Genomic DNA, 21235 nt, shown 5'->3' with positions numbered 1-21235 from the left:
TTTGAACAAGTTTTCCACAGGAGAGGGCTGCGATGAAGGCGAGGGGGCGGGCCGGGCTACCGCCGCCACCTCTTGAGCCGCAACGCCAGCGCTTCCCTGGCGATGCGGAGCCTGGACGCTGCCGTGTGCGGGTTCATGCGGCGCCGCTTGGCGCACGCCTACCTGTGGTGCCGCACGAAGAGCCGGTCGATGGCGTCGAGCACCTGGATCGCGCCGACCGCTTGCTGCGCCCCTGCGCGCTCGTTCTTGGTCCTCGCCTCGATGAGGGCGTCGAGGACGTCGGCCCAGAGCTTGTCGCGGTTCCAGGGGCGCACGCCGCGGAGCTCCGCCAGCGCGGGGACCTCGCTGGCGATGAGGGAGAGGTCGTCGTCGCTCAGGACGCGCTTCTTGAAATCGGGGCTGCTCATCGGCGCCTCCGGAGCTTCCGAGCGAGCCTGGCCCGTGCGAGCCGGAGGCGACTGCCCGCGGTGCCGAGGGGGATGCGGAGCAGAGCGGCGATCTCGGTGCCGCCGTGCCCGAGCGCGGCGAGGACGAGGACCTCGCGAGCCCAGAGCGGCATCCCGGCGATCGCCATGAGCGCCTCAGCTGCGTCGATGCGCTCGCCGACGTGCCCGGGGTCGACGCGCTCCTCGCCCGTGGCGGCCCAGGGGTCGAAGACGGGCACCTCGCGGCGTCGGAAGGCGCGTTCGTGGTAGTGCGTGCAGTGGAAGCGGCACACGCCGAACAGCCAGCGCTTGAGCGCGTCGAGAGGTTCGCGCGTGCGGTCGGGCCTGTAGCGCCCGGCTTGGGAGCTCATCCACGCCCCGAGCACCACGTCCTGAACCACGTCGTCGAGATCGACGGCGCGCACACCGAGACCACGCAGGGCGTTTCGGATGAGCGGCTCCTGCGCGGCGATCTCGGTGATGGTCAGGACGCGAGCGGGGCCAGCGTTCGGGCCCCACGGGCTCATGGGGCACCCCGGCCGCAGTGCGGGCAGCGATCGGCTGCGACCGGACGGCCTAAGAGCCGCTCGATGGTGGTTCCAGCGGCGCGCGCGGCGCGCATGGCGGTGCCGGGCGACCCGCCGTACTGACCCGACGCGATCGCGCGGATCGAACGGGTCGGCATGCCCATCACCTCGGCCAGGCAGGCCCAGGTGCCGTACAGGGCGCGCAGGTTGCGGAGAGCAGCGCGGAGCCGCATGCGCTCCACGTCGGAGAGGGAACGGGTGACGCAGGGGCGGCGCCGCTTGGGCGCACCTCGGCCTTCTTGCTCGCCCGAAGGCGAACGGACTACGGTCAGCATGTCGGGACCTCGGAGTAGGAGGTTTCGGCCACGCGGGGCGGACGCCGGCAAGCGTCGCGCCCCGCACTTCTTCCGGCCGAACCTACGGGCCCGATCCGAGCTCCGCTATCGCGAAGTGCTCACTTTGACCAATCGACTGGCACCTTGACCATTACCCGCAAACGGTCTGCCGGAGGCTGCCGGCTGCCCTCCCCGGAACGCAAACGGTCTGCCGGAGGCTGCCGGCTGCCCTCCCCGGAACGCAAACGGTCTGCCGGAGGCTGCCGGCTGCCCTCCCCGGAACGCAAACGGTCTGCCGGAGGCTGCCGGCTGCCCCTCCCGAAACGCGAACGGTCTGCCGGAGGCTGCCGGCTGCCCTCCCCGGAACGCGAACGGTCTGCCGGAGGCTGCCGGCTGCCCTCCCCGGACCGCAAACGACCTCCCAGAGGCAGCTGAGCTGCCCTCGCGGACCGCAGACGGTCGCCCGGAGGCAGCCGAGCTGCCCTCCCCGGACCGCAAACGGTCGCCGGCATCTCCTCCCATGAATGGATGGCACAGCGCAAGCTGCGTCGACCTGCCGGCGATTCCAGGGACAGGCCCTACGAGAGCAGCGCGATGAAGTCGCCGATCGCCGTGAAGGGCAGGCTCTCGTTCACGACCCCGGCCCGCACCGCGGCCCCGGGCATGCCGTAGACCACCGCCGAGTCCTCGCTCTCGGCCACCACCGTGCCCCCGGCCGCGCGGACCGCCCGCGCGCCGTTCACCCCGTCGTCGCCCATCCCCGTCAGGATGATGCCCACCGCGCGGCTGCCGCCCACCTGCGCCACGCTCCGGAACAGCCGGTCCGCGCTCGGAACGTACCGATCTCCAGGCGCCGGCGCCCCCACCCGGATCCGGATGTCGCCGCTCAGCCCGACCCCGCTGCCCGGCGTCACCGCGATCTCCATGCACATCCTACCCGGGCACACATAGGCCTTGCGGGCCACCACCTGCTCGCCGTTCTGCGCCTCGACCACCCGGAGGCCGCCCTTCCGATCGAGCCGCTCCGCGAACGTGCGGGTGAACTTGTCCGGCATGTGCTGCGCGATGAAGATCGCGCCGGGGAAACGATCCGGGATCCGGTTGAAGATCTCGAGGAGCGCCGTGGGCCCCCCCGTCGACGAGCCGACCGCCACGAGGTGGCGCAGCGAGACGCCGAGCCGCGACGACTCCTGCACCGCGCGCGGCGACGCAGGCTGCGCCGGCCGCGCCGGGGCCGGCGCGGCAGGCACCGGAGACCGGGGGCGGAGGTAGCGCACCAGCAGGACCTTCTGGATGATCTCCCGCCGGATCTGCGCGTCCGCCGTGAACTGCCGGTCCGGCTTCGCCACGAAGTCGACGGCGCCCAGCTCGAGCGCCTTGAAGACGTTCTCCTTGTGGCTGTAGCTCGAGACGATGATGACGGGCGTCGGCTGCCTCGCCATCAGGATGCGGAGGAAGGTGAAGCCGTCCATGCGCGGCATCTCGAGATCCAGCGTGATCGCGTCCGGCCGGAGCTGCGCCGCCTGACGTAGCGCGTCGTCGCCGTCACCGGCCTTGCCCACGACCTCGATCTCGTCGCTTCCGCTCAAGATTTCGGCGATGTTGCGCCGGTTGTACGCGGAGTCGTCGACGACGAGCACGCGCAGGGGAGCGAATGTCATGAGCGCAAAACCTTCCGCCGGAGGTTCATTCTACCCCACCCGGAGCGCCATGGGACCAACCGTCGCCTGCGCAGCCTCGACTTCCTCGGCGCCTCATCCGCCCTCCTCCCCGCCGCCCCGCTCCGGGCCGCCCCGATCGGGCGAGATCTCCGGGATCCCCAGACGCAGCGTGGCCGCCGGCTTGCGGTACACGAGATCCTCCCGAAGGTGCACGAGCTCGAACGCGGTCGTGACGTTCAGGAGCGACTCGGAGTGGCCCAGCAGGAGGAACCCGCCGGACGAGAGGCGCTCGTAGAAGATGTCGATCACGCGGCGCCGCGACTCCTCGTCCAGGTAGATGAGGACGTTGCGGCAAAAGATCACGTCCACGCGCCCGACCACCGCCGCGCGCGACGAGTCGAGCAGGTTCAGGTGGCCGAACTGGCAGAGCGTCCGCAGCTCGTCCGCCACGTGGAACCCGTCCGGGCGCTCCACGAAGTAGCGCCGCTTGAGCTCGGGCGGCGTCACGCGGAACGACGAGGCGCCGTACACCCCCCTGCGCGCCGCGATCACGCAGCGGCGGGAGATGTCGCTGCCGAAGATGCGGACCTCGCGGCGCTCCGCGGCGCCCGACTCCCGCGCGGCGATCGCGATCGAGTAGACCTCCTCGCCCGTCGAGCAGCCCGCGCTCCAGATGGACAGCCGGCCCCTGGCGCCCCCCGCCTTGACGATCATGGGCACGAGCTCGGTCATGAGCGCGCGCAGCTGGTAGTCCTCGCGGAAGAAATACGTCTCGTTGACGGTGATGAGCTCGAGCGCCTCGTCGAGCTCGGCGCGCCCGCGGCTGTGGAAGCGCAGGTACTCGTGGTACTGCGCGAACGACGAGAGCCCGAGCTCGACGACCCGCTCGCGCAGCCGGCGCTCCATCGACGTGCGCGCCTCGGGCCCGAACTGGAGCCCGCAGTGCTTGTTGAACAGGTCACGCAGCCTCTGGAACTCGTCAGGCAAGAGGCGGATCTCGTCGTCCCGCCGCCGGTTCACAGCACCTTCCCCGACGGCGGCCCGCCGGTCATCCCCGAGGGGGACGCCGGGGCCTCACCGCCGTCGATCGCCACGGGCGCGCTCAGCCGCTCGGCGGCGTCGCTCCAGGGAGGATCCGAGCGGAACGGCGCGCCCCCCTGCGCCGCGGCCGCGATGAGATCGGGCTCCCCCGACGCGCGCACAAGCCCGAGCAGCTCGCGCGCGCGCGCCCGCTCGTCGCTCGCGCGGTCCGAGAGCGACGCGTACAGGCGGCCCAGCGCGCGCGCCGCGGCGAGCCGGACCTCGCGCTCCTCGTCGGCCAGGGAGAGGCTCAGCACGTCGAGCGCGGAGACGCCCGCCGCCGCCGCGATCGCGGTCACGGCCGCGCGGCGCGCGCGCACGTCCCCCGCCGACGCGGCGCTCGTGAGGAACGCGATCTCCTCCGGCTCCGCGTCGCCGAGCGCCTCGATCACGATCGCCGCCGCGAGGTGGGTCTCCTCCGTCAGCGCGAGCCCGCGCGCGAGCTCGCGCGCCGTCCCGGGGTAGCGCTCCGTGAGCCCCGCGAGCGCGCTCTCCGCCGCGCGCGCCACCGGCAGCGAGATCGCGCGCGTCTGCGACACGATGAGCGGGAAGTCGACCGCGGCCCCGATCTTCGCGAGCCCGTAGAGCGCGCTGGTCGCCACGAGCGTCGAGGGGCTCCGGACCGACCGCCGCACCGCGCCGAGCAGCTCGGCGAGCGTCGCGTCGATCGCGGGCCGCTCGCCCGGGAGCGCGCCCTCGCGCCCGCCCTGCTCCGCGATCGCCACGGCGCCGTCGAGGAGCGCGGCCGTCGCGTCGTCGACGCCCTCCCAGAGATCCGGATCGGGATCGATGTGGCGCTCGAGGTAGGACAGCACCGAGGGCAGCGCCTCCGCGCCGAGCAGCCCCAGCGCGCGCTGCGCCGTCTCGACGAGCGCGGGCTCGATCATGGCCTGCACCGCGGCGTCGGCCGCGCCCGGGGCGCGCGCCATCGCCGCGAGCAAGAGCGCCTGGGCGCGCCCGCTCACCGGATCCGCGCCGAGGCCGCGCCACGACGGGGGCTCCGCGCCGCCCGAGCCCGGCGCGGCGGAGGCGGCCTGCACGAGGCGGGCGCCCACCTCGGGCGGCGCCGCCCGGAGCGCGTCCACCGCGTGCGACGCGAGCGGCCCCTCGGCGAGCCTCGCGAGCGCCCGGACGAGCTGCGCGAACGCGCCGCCCCGCGCCGTCGCGAGCGCCGCGCAGAGCGCCCGCGGCGCCTCCGGGCTCTCCGCGAGCGCCGCGGCGACCAGCGCCGCCGGCCGGAGGATCGGATCGTCGATGAGCGACGAGAGCACCCGCCACGGCACCGGCGCCTCGAGCCCGTTCAGCCCGTTCAGCGAGGTCAGCCGCACGAAACGATCCCGATCGGAGAGCCGCTCGTACAGGATGTCCGTCACCCGCTCGCGCGCGATGAGCCCCATCCCGGCGATCGCCTCGATCGCGCTCTGCCGCAGGTTGTCGTCCTGCTCGGCGAGCGCCGCGTAGAGCGGGTCGAGCGCCGCCGGGTCGCGCGTGCGGCCGAGCGCGTCGACGACGAGCTTGCGCTCGTCCCCCGCGAGCGCGCCGAGCGCGTCGACGAGCGCCGGCGTGGCGTCGCGGCCGCAGTAGCCGAGCACCTCGATGGCCGCGTTCCTGAGGCCGACGTCCTCGCTCTTCTGGAGCGCGTCGAGGAGCGCCGCGACGAGGAGCTGCGGGGCGGACGGCCGCTCGCCCTCCGCGCCGGCGCCGGGCGAGGCCGGCCGCTCCCCCCCGGCGGCCTGCGCCGGCGCGGAGGCGGGCGCGGCCTGGATCAGCCGGTGGCAAGCGTAGGTCGCCTCCTTGCGGACGCGCCAGTCGGGATCGCCGAGCGCGCGGAGCAGCAGCGGCAACGCCTCGACGACGTCGGCCCTGCCGAGCCGCGCGGCCGCCTGGCGGCGCTCCTCGGCGTCGTCCGCGGAGAGCGCCGCGGCGATGACCGCGATCGGCATCGGCGTGCTCCGCACGCTGGGCGAGATGGACTCGGGCTCGGCCGGCCAGGAGCCCGCGTCGCCCGCGCGCGGGCCCTCGAACGGACCCAGATCGTCGAACGCGCGGCTCACGGGGCCTCCAGGAGGGCGCCCGACGCGGCGAGCGCGAGGGCGAGCTCGATGAAGCGCCCGACGTCGAGCACGAAGATCATCCGCTCGTCGTGGGTCGTCACCCCCGTGATGCCGCGCAGATCGCTGCTGCCGCCCACCGGCGGCGTCGGCCGGTAATCGCCGCTCGTCCCGAAGACCTCCGTCACCGCGTCGACGACGAGCCCCACCGTGTGCGTCCCCACGTCGACGAGGATCCACTTGGTGCTGCGGGTCGGATCGACCGGAGGCAGCCCGAAGCGCACGCGGAGCTCGATGACCGGCACCACCTCGCCGCGGTGGTTCGCGACGCCGGCGACCTCGGGGGGCGTGTGCGGCAGCGTGGTCACCTCGAGCGGATTCACGATTTCGCGGACCCGCGTGATGTCGATCGCGTAGTGGACGTCGCCGACCACAAAGCCGACGAGGCTCTTCTGCGGGTCGGGACGGCTGCGCTCTCCAGTCAACGGCATCTGAGCCTCCGAGCGCCCGGGCTCTTGCGAGCCGCCCGGGCGCGGACGAATCGTCCGTTAGGACGCGAGTATGGCCTGCAGGTCCAGCAGGATGATGACGCGCGGCTGCGCCTCGCCCAGGGTGCCATCCGACGCGCTCGCCCCGTGCATGGGCCGGGCGATGCCGGCGATGTAGCCCGCCACGTCCCCCCCGAGCGCCGTCGCGGCGTGCTCGATCTCGGCGTCGGCGAGCCGGTAGACCTGCTGGACCTCGTCGACGAAGAGGCCGAGCGTCTCGCCGTTCGCCGCGTCGACGAGCAGGATGCGCGCCCGCCGCTGCGCCGCGCTCTCGTGCAGCCGCATCCGCCGCCGCAGATCGATGACGGTGACGAGCTGCCCGCGCACGCTGACGATGCCCATCGTCGAGTCCGGCGCGCGCGGCACCGGGGTGAGCGGTGGCGGCTTCAGGATCTCGCGCACGAGCGAGACGGGCGCGGCGTAGGTGTCGCCCGCGAGCGTGAACGCGAGGTACTCGGTCCGCGGGCCGCTCGCCTGCGCGCGCGAGTTCCGCTTCGAGACCGGTATCCGGGCGGGCCTTCGGGTGAGGTTAGCCATGGGTGCTCCGCGGATCGCTGCGCTGCCGGTCCCCGCCGTGGAGGATCTCCTCGATGAGCGCGGGGGCGTCGAGGACGAGCGCGATGCGCTGGTCGCCGAGCTCGGTGGCGCCGGAGAAGCCGCGCACCGAGGAGAGCGACGGGCCGAGCGCCTTGATCACGACGTCCTGCTGCCCGATGAGCGTGCTCACGACGAGGCCCAGCCTGCGCGCGCCGACCGACGCGACGACGATGTACTTGCGCTTGCTGCCCCCCTGGAGCCCGAGCGTCGCGCGCCCGCCGTCGCCCCGGCGCCCGCCGCCCACCGCGGCGCGCGCCGCCGAGCCGCCGCGCGCGCCGCCGAGCAGGCCGGCGATGCGCGCGCTGAGCTCCTCCTCCTCGTTCAGGCCGAAGAGCCGCGCCAGGTAGCAGAGCTGGAGCGTGCTGTTGCGCAGCGTGATCATCTCGCGGCCGTCGATCTGGCGCACCGTGGCCTCGTCGAGCGCGACCGCCTCCTGCACGTTGGTCAGCGGGATCGCGAACAGCCGGTCGGCGACCCGGACGATGAGCGCGCTGATGATCGCGAGCGTGATCGGCAGCGTGACCGTCATCTTGGTGCCGATGCCGGGCTCGCTGTGCACGTCGATGACGCCGCCGAGCTTGCTGATGTTCGTCTTCACGACGTCCATCCCGACGCCGCGCCCCGAGAGCTCGCTGACGTCGGTCTTGGTCGAGATGCCCGGCTGGAAGATGAGGTTCAGCACCTCGCGGTAGCTCGTCGTCCGCGCGTCCTCCGGCGTCATGACGCCGCGGCGCAGGGCGGCGTCGAGCAGCTTGTCGACGTCGATGCCCTTGCCGTCGTCCTCGATCTCGATGACGACGTGGTTGCCCTTCTGGAAGGCGTTCAGCGCGATCGTGCCGACCGCCGGCTTGCCCACCGCCTCGCGCATGCTCTTCGACTCGATGCCGTGGTCGATGGCGTTGCGCATCATGTGCATGAGCGGGTCGCTGAGCTCCTCGACGATGAGCTTGTCGACCTCGGTCTCGGCGCCCGTGATGACGAGGTTCACGAGCTTGTCGGCGTCGCGGCTGATCTGGCGGACGACGCGCGCGAGCTTGTCGAAGACCTGCCCGAGCGGGACCATCCGGACCTCGAGGATGCCCGCCTGCATCTGGGCGAGGTGCCTGTCGAACGTCCGCTGGAGCCTGTGCAGATCGAGGGAGAGCTCGCGCTCGGTGGGCGCCGCGCGGAGCCGCTCGACGAGGCGGCCGAGCGCGGAGCGGACGAGGGCGAGCTCGCCGACGATGTTCATCAGCCGGTCGAGCTTGTGGATGTCGACCCGCACCGTCTGCGCGACGGAGCGGATGGAGCTGAGCTCCCCCTTGCGGTTGCCGCGCGCGCTCGACGGCGGGCTCGCCGCCGACATCGAGCCGGTCAGGTCGACGGCCCGCGACACGCCGGTCGGCGCGCCGCCCCGGAGCGCCGCGGACATCGACGGCATGCCCGGCGGCGCGACCCGGCCGTGGCCGTTGTTGTTGCGCCGGGGGATCTCCTCGACGGCGGCGCCGGCCTGGTGCAGCGCGCGCTGGAGCTCCTCGAGCGGCGCGCGCGAGGCCATCAGGATGTCGAGCTCGATCGAGTCCTGATCCGCGCCCGCGCCGGTCGGCAGGTAGGTGATGATCTCGCCGTACGGCTTCGCGGTGATCTTCAGGTCGTCGAGGGCCTGATCGATCGTGGCGAGGTGGAACTGCACGCGGAGCCGGAACAGGGTCATCCCGCTCGCGATGTTCGTGCGCAGCCGGTGCTCCTCGTACTCGGTGAGCACGGAGAGCAGCCCCGGATCGAGATCGTAGTTGTCGTCGGGGAGGCCGGCCGCGCTCGGGCCCGCGTCCTGGTGCAGCTGGCGCAGGAGGTCGTCGACCTCGGGCATCGGCGCCTCGCGCCCGTCCTTCTCGTTCTGGAGGATGCGCCCGTAGAGCTCGACGCTGCGGAACAGGAGGTCGAGGACCGACGCGCTGATCTCGATGCGCCCGAGGCGGAGGTTGTCGAGCAGCTCCTCGAGCTCGTGCGAGAGGGTGGCCATCCGGGTCGCGCCGAAGAGCCCGGCGAGCCCCTTCAGGGTGTGCACGGCGCGGAAGACGTCGTTGATGACGTCGGGGTCGACCTTGTTGGTCCGCACCGCCTCGTCGAGCGCGAGGAGGTCGCGCCCGAGCCCCTCGACGATCTCCTGCGCTTCCGAGAAGAACTCTTCGCGCGCCCGATCGCCGCTCTCGACCATCAGCCGCCGCCTCCCTCGCCGGAGCCGGGCTGCTTGGTGCGGGCCGCGGGCTCCTCCGCGCGCGGGGAGGAGGCAGCGGGAGCGCGCTCGTCGACGCCGGCGGCGCCGTCAGCGGACGGCGAGGCGCCGGCCTGCGGCGCCTCGGCCCGCGCCTCGAGGCTCGCGACCACCGCGTCGCGCAGGGCCTCGGGCGTGAACGGCTTCGGGAGGAAGCGGTCGGCGCCGAGGCGGAGCCCGCGCTGGATGTCGCGCTCGGTCGCCTGCGTGGAGATGATGAGGATCGCGACGTGCCGGTAGCGGTCGCTCTGCCGGACGAAGCGGATCACCTCGAGCCCGTTGATGTCGGGCATGTTGATGTCGGTGATCACGAGGTCGAACGCGCCGCGCGGCAGGAGCCGGAGCGCGTCGAAGCCGTTCACGGCCTCCACGATGTCGACGTCGCCCGCGAGCCCCAGCACGCGGTCCTCCAGCGTCGAGCGGATGTACGCTCGCATTGCCGGCGAGTCCTCGACGATCAGGATGCGTGCCATGCGGCGACAGGGTAACGGAAATCGGCCCGGGGAGACCAACTCGCTGAGCGCCCGGGGGCGACGCGCGCGGTTTTCGACGCGCACGGGGCTATGTACGGCGGTCTCCCTCCCGGAGTAAACCAGCGCGAGCGCCTCCCTGCACGATCGGCGAGGCGGCCGCGCGTCTGGCGAGGCCGCGCGGCGCGGCCGGGCGGGGCCGCCGCGCGCGGCGCGGCCAGCGCCTCGGTGTGGGGTCCCGCCCTCCCCGCCGGCGCGGCCGGGCGGCCGTGCCCGCCCGGCGGAACGGCCGCGGGGAGGGGCCGCATGCGGCAGCGAATTGACATCGCGGCGTCCGATGCGCGCTAATCGCGCGCGTGAAAATCCTCCTTTGTTCTCCAGCGTTCCGGATCCTGCTCGCTGCCCTGTTCGCTCTGTCGAGCGTGGCGTGCGGCGGCGGGCTGCGGGTGACCCGGATCAACTCCGCCCAGAAGAAGCCGAACAACGTCTGGGTGTTCTTCAGCGTCGACGCCGGCGAGGACGAGCCGGTGGGCGGCCTCACGGCCGAGGACTTCGAGATCTACGAGGACGGCGAGATCGTCTCGAAGTTCGAGAGCAAGCAGACCATCCAGAACCCCGAGGTCGCGGCGGTCATGTACACGATGCTGCTCGTCGACATGAGCGGCAGCATCACCGAGTCGGGCCAGGCCGACGCTCTCGTCGACGCCGCGCAGTCGTTCAGCGATCGGGTGGGCAAGAGCCAGAAGGTCGGCGTCTATGCGTTCGACGGCGAGGTAAAAATCCACTCGGTGGTGCCGTTCACCGAGGCGCAGGGCTCTGTCGAGGGCGGGCTCGAGGGGCTCCGGAGCTACAAGCCGAAGGACACGTCGACGAACCTCCACGGCGGCGTGATGGAGGGCATCCGGGAGCTCAAGAAGCAGCTCGACAAGGACCGTCGCCCCCTCAAGTTCGGCACGCTCGTCGTCTTCTCGGACGGCACCGATCGCGCGAACCGCGTGAGCCGCGAGGACATGCTGAACGAGCTCAAGAAGGAAGAGTACGAGAACTACCAGATCTTCGTCGTCGGCGTCGGCGCCGAGATCGAGAAGGCGCGCCTCGACGAGATCGGGCGCGACGGGACCGAGCTCGCGGCGGACCAGGCGAAGGTCAAGGAGTCGTTCGACAAGATCGCGGCGAAGATCGAGGCGCACATGAAGCGCTTCTACCTGCTCTCGTACTGCACGCCGGCGCGCGCGGGGGAGCACGAGGTGGAGATCAAGGCGATCCGGAAGGATCCGTCGGCCTCGGGGTCGCTGTCGTGGAAGTTCAACGCCGACGGGTTCGGGCCGCCGCCGGAGTGCGATCCCAACACCCCGCCGTCGTTCGAGCTGAAGGCGACCGTGCCCGCGGACGACGGCGGCGGCGGAGCGGGCGGGAAGGCGAGCTTCAAGGCGAACGCCAACGTGAAGGTCGAGGCGAAGTGAGGTGCGCCGCGGCCGCACGAGGCGGCCGCGCCCCCGTCCCAGCGGCTCGCCGCGCCCCGCGGCGGGCCTGATCCAGCCAGGCTCGAGCCTCCTCCCTCCCGTCGGCGTTCACGCGCCGGCGTTCACTCCTCGACGTTCATCCTCCTCTGCTCGGCGCCGGCGCTCGCTGCGGCGTGGCGCGCGCTGCCATCAAGACCCGCCAGGCGGTGGCGCCGAGGAGGACGGCGCCGCCCACGGTCGACCAGATCCCGGGGCGCTCCCCGACGAGGAGGAGCGCCCAGACGGGGTTGAGCACCGGCTCCAGGAGCACCAGCAGCGAGGCCTCGACGGCCGGCGTGTGGCGCATGCCGCGGCTGAACAGGGCGGTCGCCACGCCGATCTGCACCGCGCCGAGGAACACGAGGAGCCCGAGGTCGACGAGCCCCGGGCGGGCCGCGCCGCCCAGGGCCATCGGCAGCGCGCCGAGCCACGCGAGGACGTTGCCCCAGACGAGCACCGCGGGGTTGTCGTCCGGAGCGGCGCGGAACCTCATGATGCACAGCGCGAACGCGAGCCCGGAGAGCAGCGCCAGGGCGTTGCCGAGGAGCTGCCCCGCCGAGAGCCGATCCAGAAAGAAGAGCGCGAGGCCCAGGAGGAAGATGGGGGCCGCGATCCTCTCGCCGCGCGAGGGCCGCTCGCCCAGCAGCCAGGGGCTGAGCAAGAGGACGTACACGGGCGAGGTGGACTGCAGGAAGATCGCGTTCGCCGCCGTCGTCAGCTTGGTGGCCTGCACGAACAGCACCATGACGGCGGCGTAGATCGCCGCGACGCCGAGCGTGCGCCACGAGGGGAGGCGGCGCGCGCCCGGCATGGCCAGGCCCAGCGCGAGCGCCGCGATGAACGCGCGGGCCGAGGCGACCTGCCACCCGTCGAGGGAGATCAGCTTGATGGCCGCCCCTCCGGTGGACCAGAGGACCGCGGCGGCGAGGATCATCAGTCGAGAGCGGAGCATGGGCGACGAGGGCGGCGAGCCTAGCCGAACGGTCGACGAGGCGCGCAGGGGCAGATTACGCTGCTCCGCGATGCCACCCCGCCGCCCCGAGCGCGCCGACCGCGACGTCGATCCTCGCCCCCGCCGCTCGGTGGAACGCGCCTCGCCCGGGTCGCCGACGTCGCGCGGCGCACGCGGCCGCGGGCGGCTCCTCTCGCTGGCCGTGGCGGCGCTCGTCTCGGCGGCCCGGCCCGCGCCGATCGCGGCGCAGCCGAGCCCCGCCGAGCCGGCGAGCGATGAGCTCGCCGCGGCCCACGAGCGCTGGAGAGCGGCCGTCGAGAGAGACGATCTGGCCGGGGGCGCCGCCCTCGCCGACAGGTACTTTGCGCTGCTGGAGGGCACCTCCGGGCTCGACGGCGAGCTCGCGCTTTTCTACCTCGGCTACGGCGACTACGCGCGCGCCGAGGCGCTGCTGGTGCGGGGGCTGACGCGCGAGCAGCCCTCCTTCCACGACGAAGGGATGCTCCATGCCCGGCTCGCCAACGTCTACCTGGACCTCGGGGACCTCCAGAGCGCCGAGGATCTCCTGAAGCGAGCCCAGCCGCTCCTCCACGGCTGGAGCGAGTTCTACGCCGTCGACTCGCTCGCGCGGCTGTACCTGGAGCGACGCGCGCTGCGCGCCTTCGAGGAGGCGCTCGACAGGATGCGCGCGATCCTCAGGCAGGCCACCAGCGGCTCGGCGTGGGCCTACGCGCTCCCGGATCTGCGCGCCGCGCAGCTCTCCTTGCGGCGCGGGCAGGTCGAGGAGGCAGAGCGGCGCCTCCTCGACCTGCGCCCGCGGCTCGAGCCCGCGCTCCCGGCGCAGAGCGCGGTGCGCGCCGATCTGCTGGAGGAGCTCGGCGTGCTCTCCACCCGCAAAGGCGATCCCGCGGCGGAGGCGCTGCTCCTCCAGGCGCTTGTGATCCGCGAGCGGGTCTTCGCGCCGGATCACCCGGCCATCGTCCGCGCGCTGGGGCACCTCGCGGACCTGTACGTCGCGCAGGGCCGGACCGCCGTCGCCGTGCGGACGCGCGAGCGGGCCGCCGGCCTCCAGGACCGGAGCGCCCGGGCCAACCTGGCGAGGGGCTCCGAGCGGCAGAAGCGCCTCTACATGGGCCTCGTCCAGCGCGACACCGACGCGACCCTCTCGCTGCACCTCCAGGGTGCCCCGCGCGACCAGGCCGCGGCGCGGCTCGCCCTGCGGTCGATCCTCCGGCGCAAGGGGCTCGCGCTCGACGCCATCGCCGAGAGCTTCGCGTCGCTGCGGCGGAGCCTCGACGCCGAGGGCCGGGCGCTGCTCGACGCCCTCACGCAGCTCGACGCGAAGCTGTCCACCGCGATCACGCGCGGCCCGATCGACCTTCCCGCCGAGGAGCACCAGCGCGAGGTGCAGCAGCTCGAGGCCGAGCGCCAGCGGCTCGAGTTCCAGCTCGCCGCGCGGACGCGCGCCGCGCGCCCGGCGGACGCGAAGGAGCCGCCGATCACCGTCGAGGGCGTGCAGGCGGCGATCCCCGACGGGGCGGCGCTCGTCGAGATCGTCCAGTACCGGCCCCACGACCCGTTCGGGCCGCCGGTGAGGCCCACGTGGGGCATGCCTCGCTACGCGGCCTATGTCGTCGGGCGGCGCGGGGGCGTCACGGGGGTGGATCTCGGCGACGCCGCCGCCATCGACGCGGCGGCCGCGGAGCTCTCGCGGGACCTCTCGAACCCGGAGCGAGACCCCCGGGAGCGCGCGCGCCGCCTCGACGCGCTCGTGATGCAGCCGATCCGGGGCGCCCTCGGCCCCGCGCGCTGGGTCCTCCTCAGCCCGGACGGCGCGCTGAACCTCGTGCCGTTCGCCGCGCTCGTCGACGAGGACGGCGGCTATCTCATCGAGCGCGCCTCGTTCACCTACCTGACCAGCGGGCGAGATCTGCTGCGCGCCGCGGGCGCCGCGGCGCCGCGGGCCGGAGCGCCGCGTGGAGGCGCGCTGGTCGTCGCCGATCCCGCGTTCGGCAGCCTCTCGGAGCTCGCGCCGGACGACGGCGCCACGCGCGGGCTGCGCTCGGCCGAGCTGGCCGGGGCGCGCTTCCCGCCCCTGCCGGGCACGGAGCGCGAGGCGGAGGCGGTGCGGAGCGCGCTGGCCAGCGCGACGGTCCTGACCGGCCCGTCGGCCACCGAGGAGGCCCTCAAGCGGGCGCAGCGGCCGCGCGTGCTGCACATCGCGACGCACGGCTTCTTCCTCCCGGACCAGGGCTCCCCGGCCGATCCGGCGGGCACCCGCGGCGCCGAGCGCGGCGCCGAGATCGAGGGCCGCGCCTTTCGCGAGAACCCGCTCCTGCGCTCGGGCCTGGCGCTGGCCGGGGCCAACGCGCGGCGGAGCAGCTCGGACGAGGACGACGGCATCCTGACCGCCCTCGAGATCTCCTCGCTCGACCTCCGCGGGACCCAGCTCGTGGTGCTCTCGGCCTGCGAGACCGGCCTCGGCGAGGTGCCGCGCGGCGACGGGGTCTACGGGCTCCGCCGCGCGCTGCTGCTCGCCGGGGCGGAGACGCAGGTGATGAGCCTGTGGAAGGTCGGCGACCTGGCGACGCGGGATCTCATGACGTCGTACTACGCGGCGCTCGCGCGCGGCGGAGGGCGCAGCGAGGCGCTGCGGTCGGCGCAGCTCCAGATCCGGCGCGAGCGCCCGCACCCGCACGCGTGGGCCGGCTTCATCACCTCGGGCGAGGGCGCCGCGCTCGACGGCAGCCAGGTCGCGCCGGCCTTCGCGCGCGTGTCGACGAGCCCGCGCGGGTGCGCCTGCGCGGCCGGCGAGGGCGGCCCGAGCGCTCCGCCCGCGATCGCCGCGCTCGCCGCGGCGCTCGTCCTGGCCGCGCGGAAGCGCTGGCCCCGCAGGCCTGGGAATTGGTAGACGTCGACGCCGGAGCCCACCCATCGCGGGCTCGTGGAGGTCTGCATGCGTCGATCGGCGATCGTTCTGGTGCTCCCCGTCCTGGCCTGGATGCTCTCTGCCTGCGGAGGCGCGCAGGCGCCCGAGCAGCCCGCCGCCAAGGAAGGCGAGGCCGAGATCTGCCCCACGGGCGATCCCAGCGTGCAGCCGTGCCCGGAGGGCTGCGTGTGGGACGAGAAGGTCCAGAAGTGCAACAAGGACCGCGGCATCATCGTGCACTACAACCCGGGCACGCCGGCCCCCAAGCCGTGACGTGATCACGCCCCGTCGAGCCACGCCGCCATCTCCGGCAGGAGGCCTCGCAAGAGGCCGATGACGCGCGGGCTCGACGCGCGCACCTCCCCGACGAGCCGCCGGCGCTCCGCCTCGATCTTGCCGAGGACTTTCTCCGCGCTCGGCGAGCGCCCGCCACTTCGGTGCGCCGCGCCACACTTCCTCGCGCTGCGATCCGGCTTCCTTTACCTACGCGCTCGAGCCGCCTTGACGGAGGCGCCCCGTCGCTCTCTTCTTCTGCTGTGTCAGCGATATCTTCCACGAGAGCGCATGTATGCAAGAACCGATGACCCGGGGCTCTCTGATTCTCAATGCAGCAGCCTACTCGGACGTGCTGTGTGACGAGGCTGGGGTCAGCCGGGTTCGTCACGGGCTCTCTCAGGAGCTCAGGAGGGCGCTGGCCACCATGTCCAGCACGGGGTGGTACCCTCGCGCCTACTACGTCGAGGTGCTGCGCGGCATCGTCCAGGTCCACAACGAGCCATCGCAGAGCTACCTGGACGTCGTGAGGTGCGGCCGGGCGGTCTTCGAGAAGGAAGCGAACACCTTGATGAAGCTGCTTCTCAAGGTGATGAACGCTCGGCTCTTCCTCCGGAAGTTCCCCGATTTCTGGGCGCAGGATATGGTCGGCGGGACGCTGCGGGTGGACTCCTCGCAGATCGAGCGGAACGAGGCGACGCTGCTCGTGACCGGGGTCGCAGGGTTCGAGCACCTCGGACCGCTGTGCGTCGGTTTCGCCGGCCGTGCGCTGGAGCAGGTGATCGGCAAGCAGGTCGACGGGACCCAGACGGGCTGGTCGTTCGACCAGCCAGACGCGGATGAGGTCACGTTGCGCTTCTCGTGGTGAGCGCGCCGGCGCGCCGGCGTGAGCGGGAGCGGTGACTGCCAGGCTGAGGAGGCGAGAACGTCCCTGAGACATAGGAGGATATCGCTCGCTTCTGGGGCTCAATCCTCTTCGCAGTCTGCATGCGCTTTGCGCGGATCATGCGGCGAGCTCTCGGATCTCGAGGAGGCGCGTCCTCACGTCTTTGTGCGCGAGGAAATCGAGGACTTTCGTTTCCAGCGCCTCGACGTCGTTGCACTCGGGGCGCTCGACGTCGAAGAGGTCGAGGGTCACGGGGAAGCCGTCCGGTGGCACATAGGCTCGGAACAGCACGTCCCGGAGCTGGACTTTGTCGACGTACACCACGAAGTTGTATTGCTGCCCGTAATTGACGCGGTGGCCTGCCTCGACGTGCACCCGTACAGTGTCCGCCGCGAAGGAAGCCTCCACGGCTTCAGCCAGCTCGCGGAGCTTCCGGACCGCCTGTCTGAATCGATCCAGGTCATCGCCCGCCTCTTCCTTCAGCAGCTCCGCGACCCTCTTCTTCAGCTCGTCCTTGTCCATGGTTAGCCTCTATGTGCACGAGAAACTTCGCGGTCAGGGGGAAGTGATCCGACGCGCCGCGCGCCACACCTCCAATGAAGCTCCATCGGCTAGGTCGCCGGTCACCATCGGGTAGGTGGTGGCCGATGATGTCGTCGAAGGCATAGTCGACGGTGCCCTCCTGCAGCAGGATCGGGCCTCCGGCGATCGCCCGCGCGGTCACTAGCAACTGATCGAACACGACCGAGACCGGGCGCTCCTTGTCGTAGTAGTCGAGCGTAGTCCTCGCTCGCGAGGCTCGGTACTGTTTCCCGTGCGCGACCGAGACCTCGCAATAATCCGGCTCGGTGAGCAACCGCCACGCGGTGTTATAGAGCCTCGGGTAGACGAGCGGGCGGAAGTACCGGGTCGCAGAAAGATCGCCTTCGCCGAACGGCGCCTCGAAGGGCTCGGCGTTGAAGTCCCCGACGACGATGGCGCAGGTGTCGGCGCCGTTCTCCGCCAGCCACGTAGCAAGCGCCTGCGCGGTATGCCGGCGGTCGGTCTCCGCTTCCGCGGCTTTGGACTGGCCCACCGGGATCCTGCTTCGCCAGTGGTTCACGACGAAGAAGAACGGCTCGCTCCCCTCGGCGAGCACGCAGCGGACAACGATGTAGCGCGGACGGTAGAAGGAGCTTTGTGGGTACTGGGTGACAAGGTCGAGCGAAGCAAAGCGCTCCTTGCGGGCCAGGATGGCGAGCCCGGTGAGCGCGTAGTCGGAGTTCCGGCAGGGCTGCCAGACGAGGAGGGGCATAGCGAGCTGGCGAGCGAGCTCCTTCACGATCCCGTCGGAGTGGATTTCTGCCAGTCCGACAAGGTCCGGCCCCTCTCCGCCGAAGAGGCTCTTCAGGACCTGGGCAATCCTGGCGACCTTGGCGTCCCGCTCCCCCACGCTCGCGGGTGCGCGAGGGTCATCTCGCCTAGGTTCGAAGAGGTTGTTGACGTTCCCAAAAGCGATCTTGAGATCCGGCACGGCGTGACGCGGAGTATACAGGAGCCGCCCCTGGGAAGCCACTACCACGCGGCAGCAGCCCGCCTCGGGCGCCGCTCCGGACAGGAGCGCCCATGCGTAACTCTCCGCACGGCGCCACCGATCAACGCTACAACTTCCGCCCGCCCAACGTTCGCACAAGCTGCAGGCAGGCAACGCGAGCAGCACGGTCCAAGGACGCGCTGCGTAGGTAGACTGACTGCCGGCCTCACGCGAACCTTAGCCTGGCTGTCGCAGTTCACGTTGCACCCTCGCATCAATGACTCGTTGTATAGCCCTCTGCAGCGCATTCGTACCGGTTGCCTTAGGCCAGCAAAGCTGCGCGGGCCAACCGGCGATCCCGTAGGCGGTCCAGCATTCGACATTGCCTCCGGGCAATTGCAGAAGCCAGGACTTTCCATGAACGGCTCCAACCTTCGACAAATCTTGCAGATCCCTTCCACCGACGCCCCAGAGCGCATTTGCTCGCGCAATGACTGTCCTCCCGCACAGAAGTACCAATGCTGGTCGAAGAACGTCAATTTGCCTGTTCAGCCAGCGCCCAGGGCACTCAGCGAGCGGATGCTCTTGCGCAACTCGGTCGAGGTGCTCTTCGTTCGCGGTGGCATGCTTATAGATGTCGAGAAAAGTGAAGTGCTTGGCGAGTAGCTTATGCGCTGTGTCGCAGTTGGACCCGAGAAGCAACTTACATGCCGCTGACAGCCATTTCTTGTGTCCGGGATGTTTGGCCACCCAAGGAGCGAACTCGCCCGGGTCTGCGCCTGCGAAGATCGCCAAAGACTCGTCGGCGAACCGCAATTTACGCCGATTATCCTCGTCTCGGATTTGCTGGTAGATGGCAAGGCCGCCGTCGCGGCGTGCCGCGCGCGCGGTTCCCCCCTCGAACCGTTGGCCTGCGGCCTGTAACGCTCGTCCTCCCACGCAGGGTCGAATGGTCGCTGTGCGTTGATGGTGAGCACAAGAATCTTGCCAGGCTCGTAGCCGCCGAGGATGTCTTCATGATGCCAGCATCCCCGGGCAGTCTTACTGCCTTTAAAGCAATGGTTGCACGAGAGAATCTCGTGTCTCAGTGCCAGGATGTCGTCAGAAGTCATGGAGACCGGCATGAGTCCTCATCGATGCAGGTCACCTCGCCCAGAGCACCGAGAGATCGAGCTCGACGGCGTCGAATGGCTCGACGCGGACGCGGGCGGCTTCGCGGTGGACGACCGCAGTTCCCCAGCGGCCATCCGCGCCGAGCACGTACACCTCCAGCGTCCGCTGGATGGGGTCGACCAGCCACGCGTGCCGCACGCCCTCGCGCGCGTAGATCGGCATCTTCTCGTCGCGGTCGACGCCCTCCGTGGAGGCGCTCAGGACCTCGCAGATCCAGTCCGGGGCGAGCGCGAAATACGCCGTCTCTGGCAGCTCGGGCATGCGCTCGCGGCGCCAGCCGGCGATGTCCGGCACCAGCGCGTCGATCTCACCAGGCGCGTGCGGGTCGGGGAAGTGCAGCTCGGGCTCGTCCAGGATCCACCAGCCGCCGGGGCCGCCTCGCCCGCGCTGGAAGGCGCCGTGCAGGTCGGCCCCCAGCGACGACGCGGCGTTCGCATGTCGCGGCGCCGGCCGGGGCATGACGTGGAGCACGCCCCGGATGAGCTCCGCCACCTTGTTCGGCGGGACGGCCTCGAGGTCGGCGTACGTGGCGCGGCGCTGCTTCTCGGCGGACTGGCCCACGGCGGAAGCCTGCCCGTGGGCCGGCGGCGGGGCAAGGCGTTCAGGCCCGCCCGTCGCTCCCCCTCGCCGCGGCCGCAGCGCCCTGATCAGCGCATCGAGCCCGCGGGAGCGCCACCTCAGTGCAGGAGCACAGGCAGCTTGTCCGGCCCGTGCGCGACGGATTCCTTCGCGCCAACCATGAAGATCGGCCGCTCCTCGGGGACCGCCCGGAGGCCCGGGAAGCGCGCGAGCAGCGCCTGGAGGCCTACCCGCGCCTCCATGCGCGCGAGCGGCGCGCCGACGCAAAAGTGGGCGCCGCCGCCAAATACGTTCGCTGCGGGCAGCGGCTTGCGATCGATGTCATAGACCTCAGGCGAGGGATAGGCGGTCTCATCAAAGTTGCCGGCGATGCCTGCGAGGCAGACGACCGTTCCCGCGCTCAGCGCCTGATCGTCGAGCCGGACGTCACGCTCGACCATTCGCATCACGCCAAAGGAGCTCGGGCACCAGCGCATCCCCTCCTCGATCGCGGCGGGCAGCAGCGAAGGATCTTGCCGGACCCGCGCCAGCGTGTCCGGGTGCGCGAGCAGGGCATGGATGGTGTTGGCGACCAGCCAGCTGGTCGTCTCATAGCCGCCGAGTATCAGGCTCAGCACGATCTGCCGGCAGGCCTCGATCGTGTCCATGTGCTCTGCCTTCAGGGTGCGGAGGATCTCGCCGAGCAACGTGTCGCTGGTGTCTCTGCTCTCGCGCTCGACGACCTCCGTGATCAACCCGAGCGTCTCCCCGTAGGCCCTCTGGCTCTCGGCCACGGCGGCGGGGTCGTGCATGCGGACGAGGCCGCGGAGCATCGCCCGGACGCGCTCGTCGGTCTCGTGGAGCTTCTCCGCCGGGAAGCCGAACAGCTCGCCGATCACCCGCCGCGGCAGCTCCATCGCGAAGTCCTCCAGCAGATCGACGCGGGGCTTGCCCGCGAGCCGATCGACGACCTGCTCGCTGATCGGCCGGACGAATCTCTCCTCGTACTGCGAGACGGCGCGGGGGAGGAAGAACATGCTGTAGACGCGCCGCATCCTGGCGTGCTCGTCTCCCTGCATGGCAGCGAGACCGCCGTTCAAGATGCCGGCCTGCAACATGCGTGTCGAGAAGGTCGCTGTGTCGCGATATGCGGTGGTGATGTGAGACTTGCGCAGCAGGATCGGCATCCCGAACACGGTATCGAAGACGATCGGCGCTTGCTGGGCGGCAGCACGGAGACGCCGGCCGAACGCCGTCGCATCCTCGGAAGGCACGAAGAACAGATTGGCCAGCGGGAAATCCATGCTGGAGACGCTATGGAGGGCGTCGTGGAGAGTCAATCGGGGGAGCGCGGCGGCGAAAGCATCGACGCGGCGGGCGGCGCCGGAGCTTCGTTCTCCGTCTGCTCTGGCGCCCTTTTGTGCTCGCGCCCCGGCGCTTTCTCGTCTGCCATTGCGCCGTCACGCGCCTTCTCGAGCCGCCCGTGGGCGCCCAAAGCCGG

Annotated in this window: 20 protein-coding genes; 5 read left to right on the top strand and 15 right to left on the bottom strand. The window is 71.6% G+C overall.

Annotated elements, in window-relative coordinates; genetic code table 11:
• Nucleotides 1-158: 158 nt before the first annotated feature.
• From WMF22_RS08785 to WMF22_RS08740, 10 genes are all read right to left on the bottom strand, one after another.
• Nucleotides 159-407, bottom strand: coding sequence for a hypothetical protein (locus tag WMF22_RS08785; RefSeq protein ID WP_438035462.1), 249 nt, complete (start codon nt 405-407; stop codon nt 159-161).
• The gene (locus tag WMF22_RS08780) at nt 404-952 is read right to left on the bottom strand and encodes an RNA polymerase sigma factor (RefSeq protein ID WP_438035461.1); all 549 of its coding nucleotides are present in this window, start codon (nt 950-952) and stop codon (nt 404-406) included. The genes WMF22_RS08785 and WMF22_RS08780 overlap by 4 nt, the downstream gene beginning before the upstream one ends.
• Nucleotides 949-1287 (bottom strand): transcriptional regulator, encoded by a 339-nt coding sequence (locus WMF22_RS08775; protein WP_438035460.1) that lies wholly within the window; start codon nt 1285-1287, stop codon nt 949-951. The genes WMF22_RS08780 and WMF22_RS08775 overlap by 4 nt, the downstream gene beginning before the upstream one ends.
• Before the next feature lie 578 nt (nt 1288-1865).
• Nucleotides 1866-2948 (bottom strand): chemotaxis-specific protein-glutamate methyltransferase CheB, encoded by a 1083-nt coding sequence (gene cheB, locus WMF22_RS08770; RefSeq protein ID WP_437298655.1) that lies wholly within the window; start codon nt 2946-2948, stop codon nt 1866-1868.
• 93 nt (nt 2949-3041) lie between these two features.
• Nucleotides 3042-3968, bottom strand: a complete 927-nt coding sequence (locus WMF22_RS08765; protein ID WP_437298654.1) for a CheR family methyltransferase — start codon at nt 3966-3968, stop codon at nt 3042-3044.
• Nucleotides 3965-6082 (bottom strand): HEAT repeat domain-containing protein, encoded by a 2118-nt coding sequence (locus tag WMF22_RS08760; protein ID WP_437298653.1) that lies wholly within the window; start codon nt 6080-6082, stop codon nt 3965-3967. Before WMF22_RS08760 ends, WMF22_RS08765 begins: the two co-directional genes overlap by 4 nt.
• Nucleotides 6079-6570, bottom strand: a complete 492-nt coding sequence (locus tag WMF22_RS08755) for a chemotaxis protein CheW (RefSeq protein ID WP_012234231.1) — start codon at nt 6568-6570, stop codon at nt 6079-6081. The genes WMF22_RS08760 and WMF22_RS08755 overlap by 4 nt, the downstream gene beginning before the upstream one ends.
• Nucleotides 6571-6627: 57 nt before the next feature.
• Nucleotides 6628-7164, bottom strand: coding sequence for a chemotaxis protein CheW (locus tag WMF22_RS08750; RefSeq protein ID WP_437298652.1), 537 nt, complete (start codon nt 7162-7164; stop codon nt 6628-6630).
• Nucleotides 7157-9421 carry a chemotaxis protein CheA gene (locus WMF22_RS08745; RefSeq protein ID WP_437298651.1) on the bottom strand — a complete coding sequence of 755 codons (2265 nt, stop codon included), beginning with the start codon at nt 9419-9421 and terminating at the stop codon, nt 7157-7159. Before WMF22_RS08745 ends, WMF22_RS08750 begins: the two co-directional genes overlap by 8 nt.
• Complete coding sequence (locus WMF22_RS08740) at nt 9421-9951, bottom strand: response regulator (RefSeq protein WP_438035459.1); 531 nt, start codon at nt 9949-9951, stop codon at nt 9421-9423. The genes WMF22_RS08745 and WMF22_RS08740 overlap by 1 nt, the downstream gene beginning before the upstream one ends.
• Before the next feature lie 353 nt (nt 9952-10304).
• Here WMF22_RS08740 and WMF22_RS08735 point away from each other — a divergent pair, with 353 nt between their 5' ends.
• On the top strand, nt 10305-11411 hold the full coding sequence (locus WMF22_RS08735; RefSeq protein ID WP_438035458.1) for a VWA domain-containing protein: 1107 nt from the start codon (nt 10305-10307) through the stop codon (nt 11409-11411).
• Nucleotides 11412-11547: 136 nt separating this feature from the next.
• Here the strand turns inward: WMF22_RS08735 and WMF22_RS08730 are convergent, their stop codons facing one another.
• Nucleotides 11548-12402 (bottom strand): DMT family transporter, encoded by an 855-nt coding sequence (locus WMF22_RS08730; RefSeq protein WP_437298648.1) that lies wholly within the window; start codon nt 12400-12402, stop codon nt 11548-11550.
• Nucleotides 12403-12472: 70 nt separating this feature from the next.
• On the opposite strand from WMF22_RS08730, the gene WMF22_RS08725 reads away from it, so the two are divergent.
• From WMF22_RS08725 to WMF22_RS08715, 3 genes are all read left to right on the top strand, one after another.
• Nucleotides 12473-15313 (top strand): CHAT domain-containing protein, encoded by a 2841-nt coding sequence (locus tag WMF22_RS08725; RefSeq protein ID WP_438035457.1) that lies wholly within the window; start codon nt 12473-12475, stop codon nt 15311-15313.
• A gap of 45 nt (nt 15314-15358) precedes the next feature.
• Complete coding sequence (locus tag WMF22_RS08720) at nt 15359-15604, top strand: hypothetical protein (RefSeq protein ID WP_437298646.1); 246 nt, start codon at nt 15359-15361, stop codon at nt 15602-15604.
• 427 nt (nt 15605-16031) lie between these two features.
• Nucleotides 16032-16472, top strand: coding sequence for a hypothetical protein (locus WMF22_RS08715; protein WP_438035456.1), 441 nt, complete (start codon nt 16032-16034; stop codon nt 16470-16472).
• 135 nt (nt 16473-16607) lie between these two features.
• Here WMF22_RS08715 and WMF22_RS08710 read toward each other — a convergent pair whose 3' ends face one another.
• Complete coding sequence (locus WMF22_RS08710; protein WP_438035455.1) at nt 16608-17012, bottom strand: hypothetical protein; 405 nt, start codon at nt 17010-17012, stop codon at nt 16608-16610.
• Nucleotides 16951-18003 (bottom strand): endonuclease/exonuclease/phosphatase family protein, encoded by a 1053-nt coding sequence (locus tag WMF22_RS08705; RefSeq protein WP_438035454.1) that lies wholly within the window; start codon nt 18001-18003, stop codon nt 16951-16953. Before WMF22_RS08705 ends, WMF22_RS08710 begins: the two co-directional genes overlap by 62 nt.
• 417 nt (nt 18004-18420) lie before the next feature.
• Between WMF22_RS08705 and WMF22_RS08700 the strand changes: the two genes are divergently transcribed.
• Nucleotides 18421-18669, top strand: a complete 249-nt coding sequence (locus WMF22_RS08700) for a hypothetical protein (RefSeq protein WP_438035453.1) — start codon at nt 18421-18423, stop codon at nt 18667-18669.
• 477 nt (nt 18670-19146) lie between these two features.
• On the opposite strand, the gene WMF22_RS08695 is transcribed toward WMF22_RS08700, so the two are convergent.
• Nucleotides 19147-19737 carry a Uma2 family endonuclease gene (locus WMF22_RS08695; protein WP_437298640.1) on the bottom strand — a complete coding sequence of 197 codons (591 nt, stop codon included), beginning with the start codon at nt 19735-19737 and terminating at the stop codon, nt 19147-19149.
• 116 nt (nt 19738-19853) lie between these two features.
• Nucleotides 19854-21038, bottom strand: coding sequence for a cytochrome P450 (locus WMF22_RS08690; RefSeq protein ID WP_438035452.1), 1185 nt, complete (start codon nt 21036-21038; stop codon nt 19854-19856).
• Between the last annotated feature and the right edge of the window lie 197 nt (nt 21039-21235).

Source organism: Sorangium sp. So ce204 (assembly GCF_051526795.1).
Lineage (GTDB): Bacteria > Myxococcota_A > Polyangia > Polyangiales > Polyangiaceae > Sorangium > Sorangium cellulosum_B.
The sequence above is the reverse complement of the archived record's forward strand: the minus strand, read 5'-3'. Positions and strand labels throughout refer to the sequence as shown.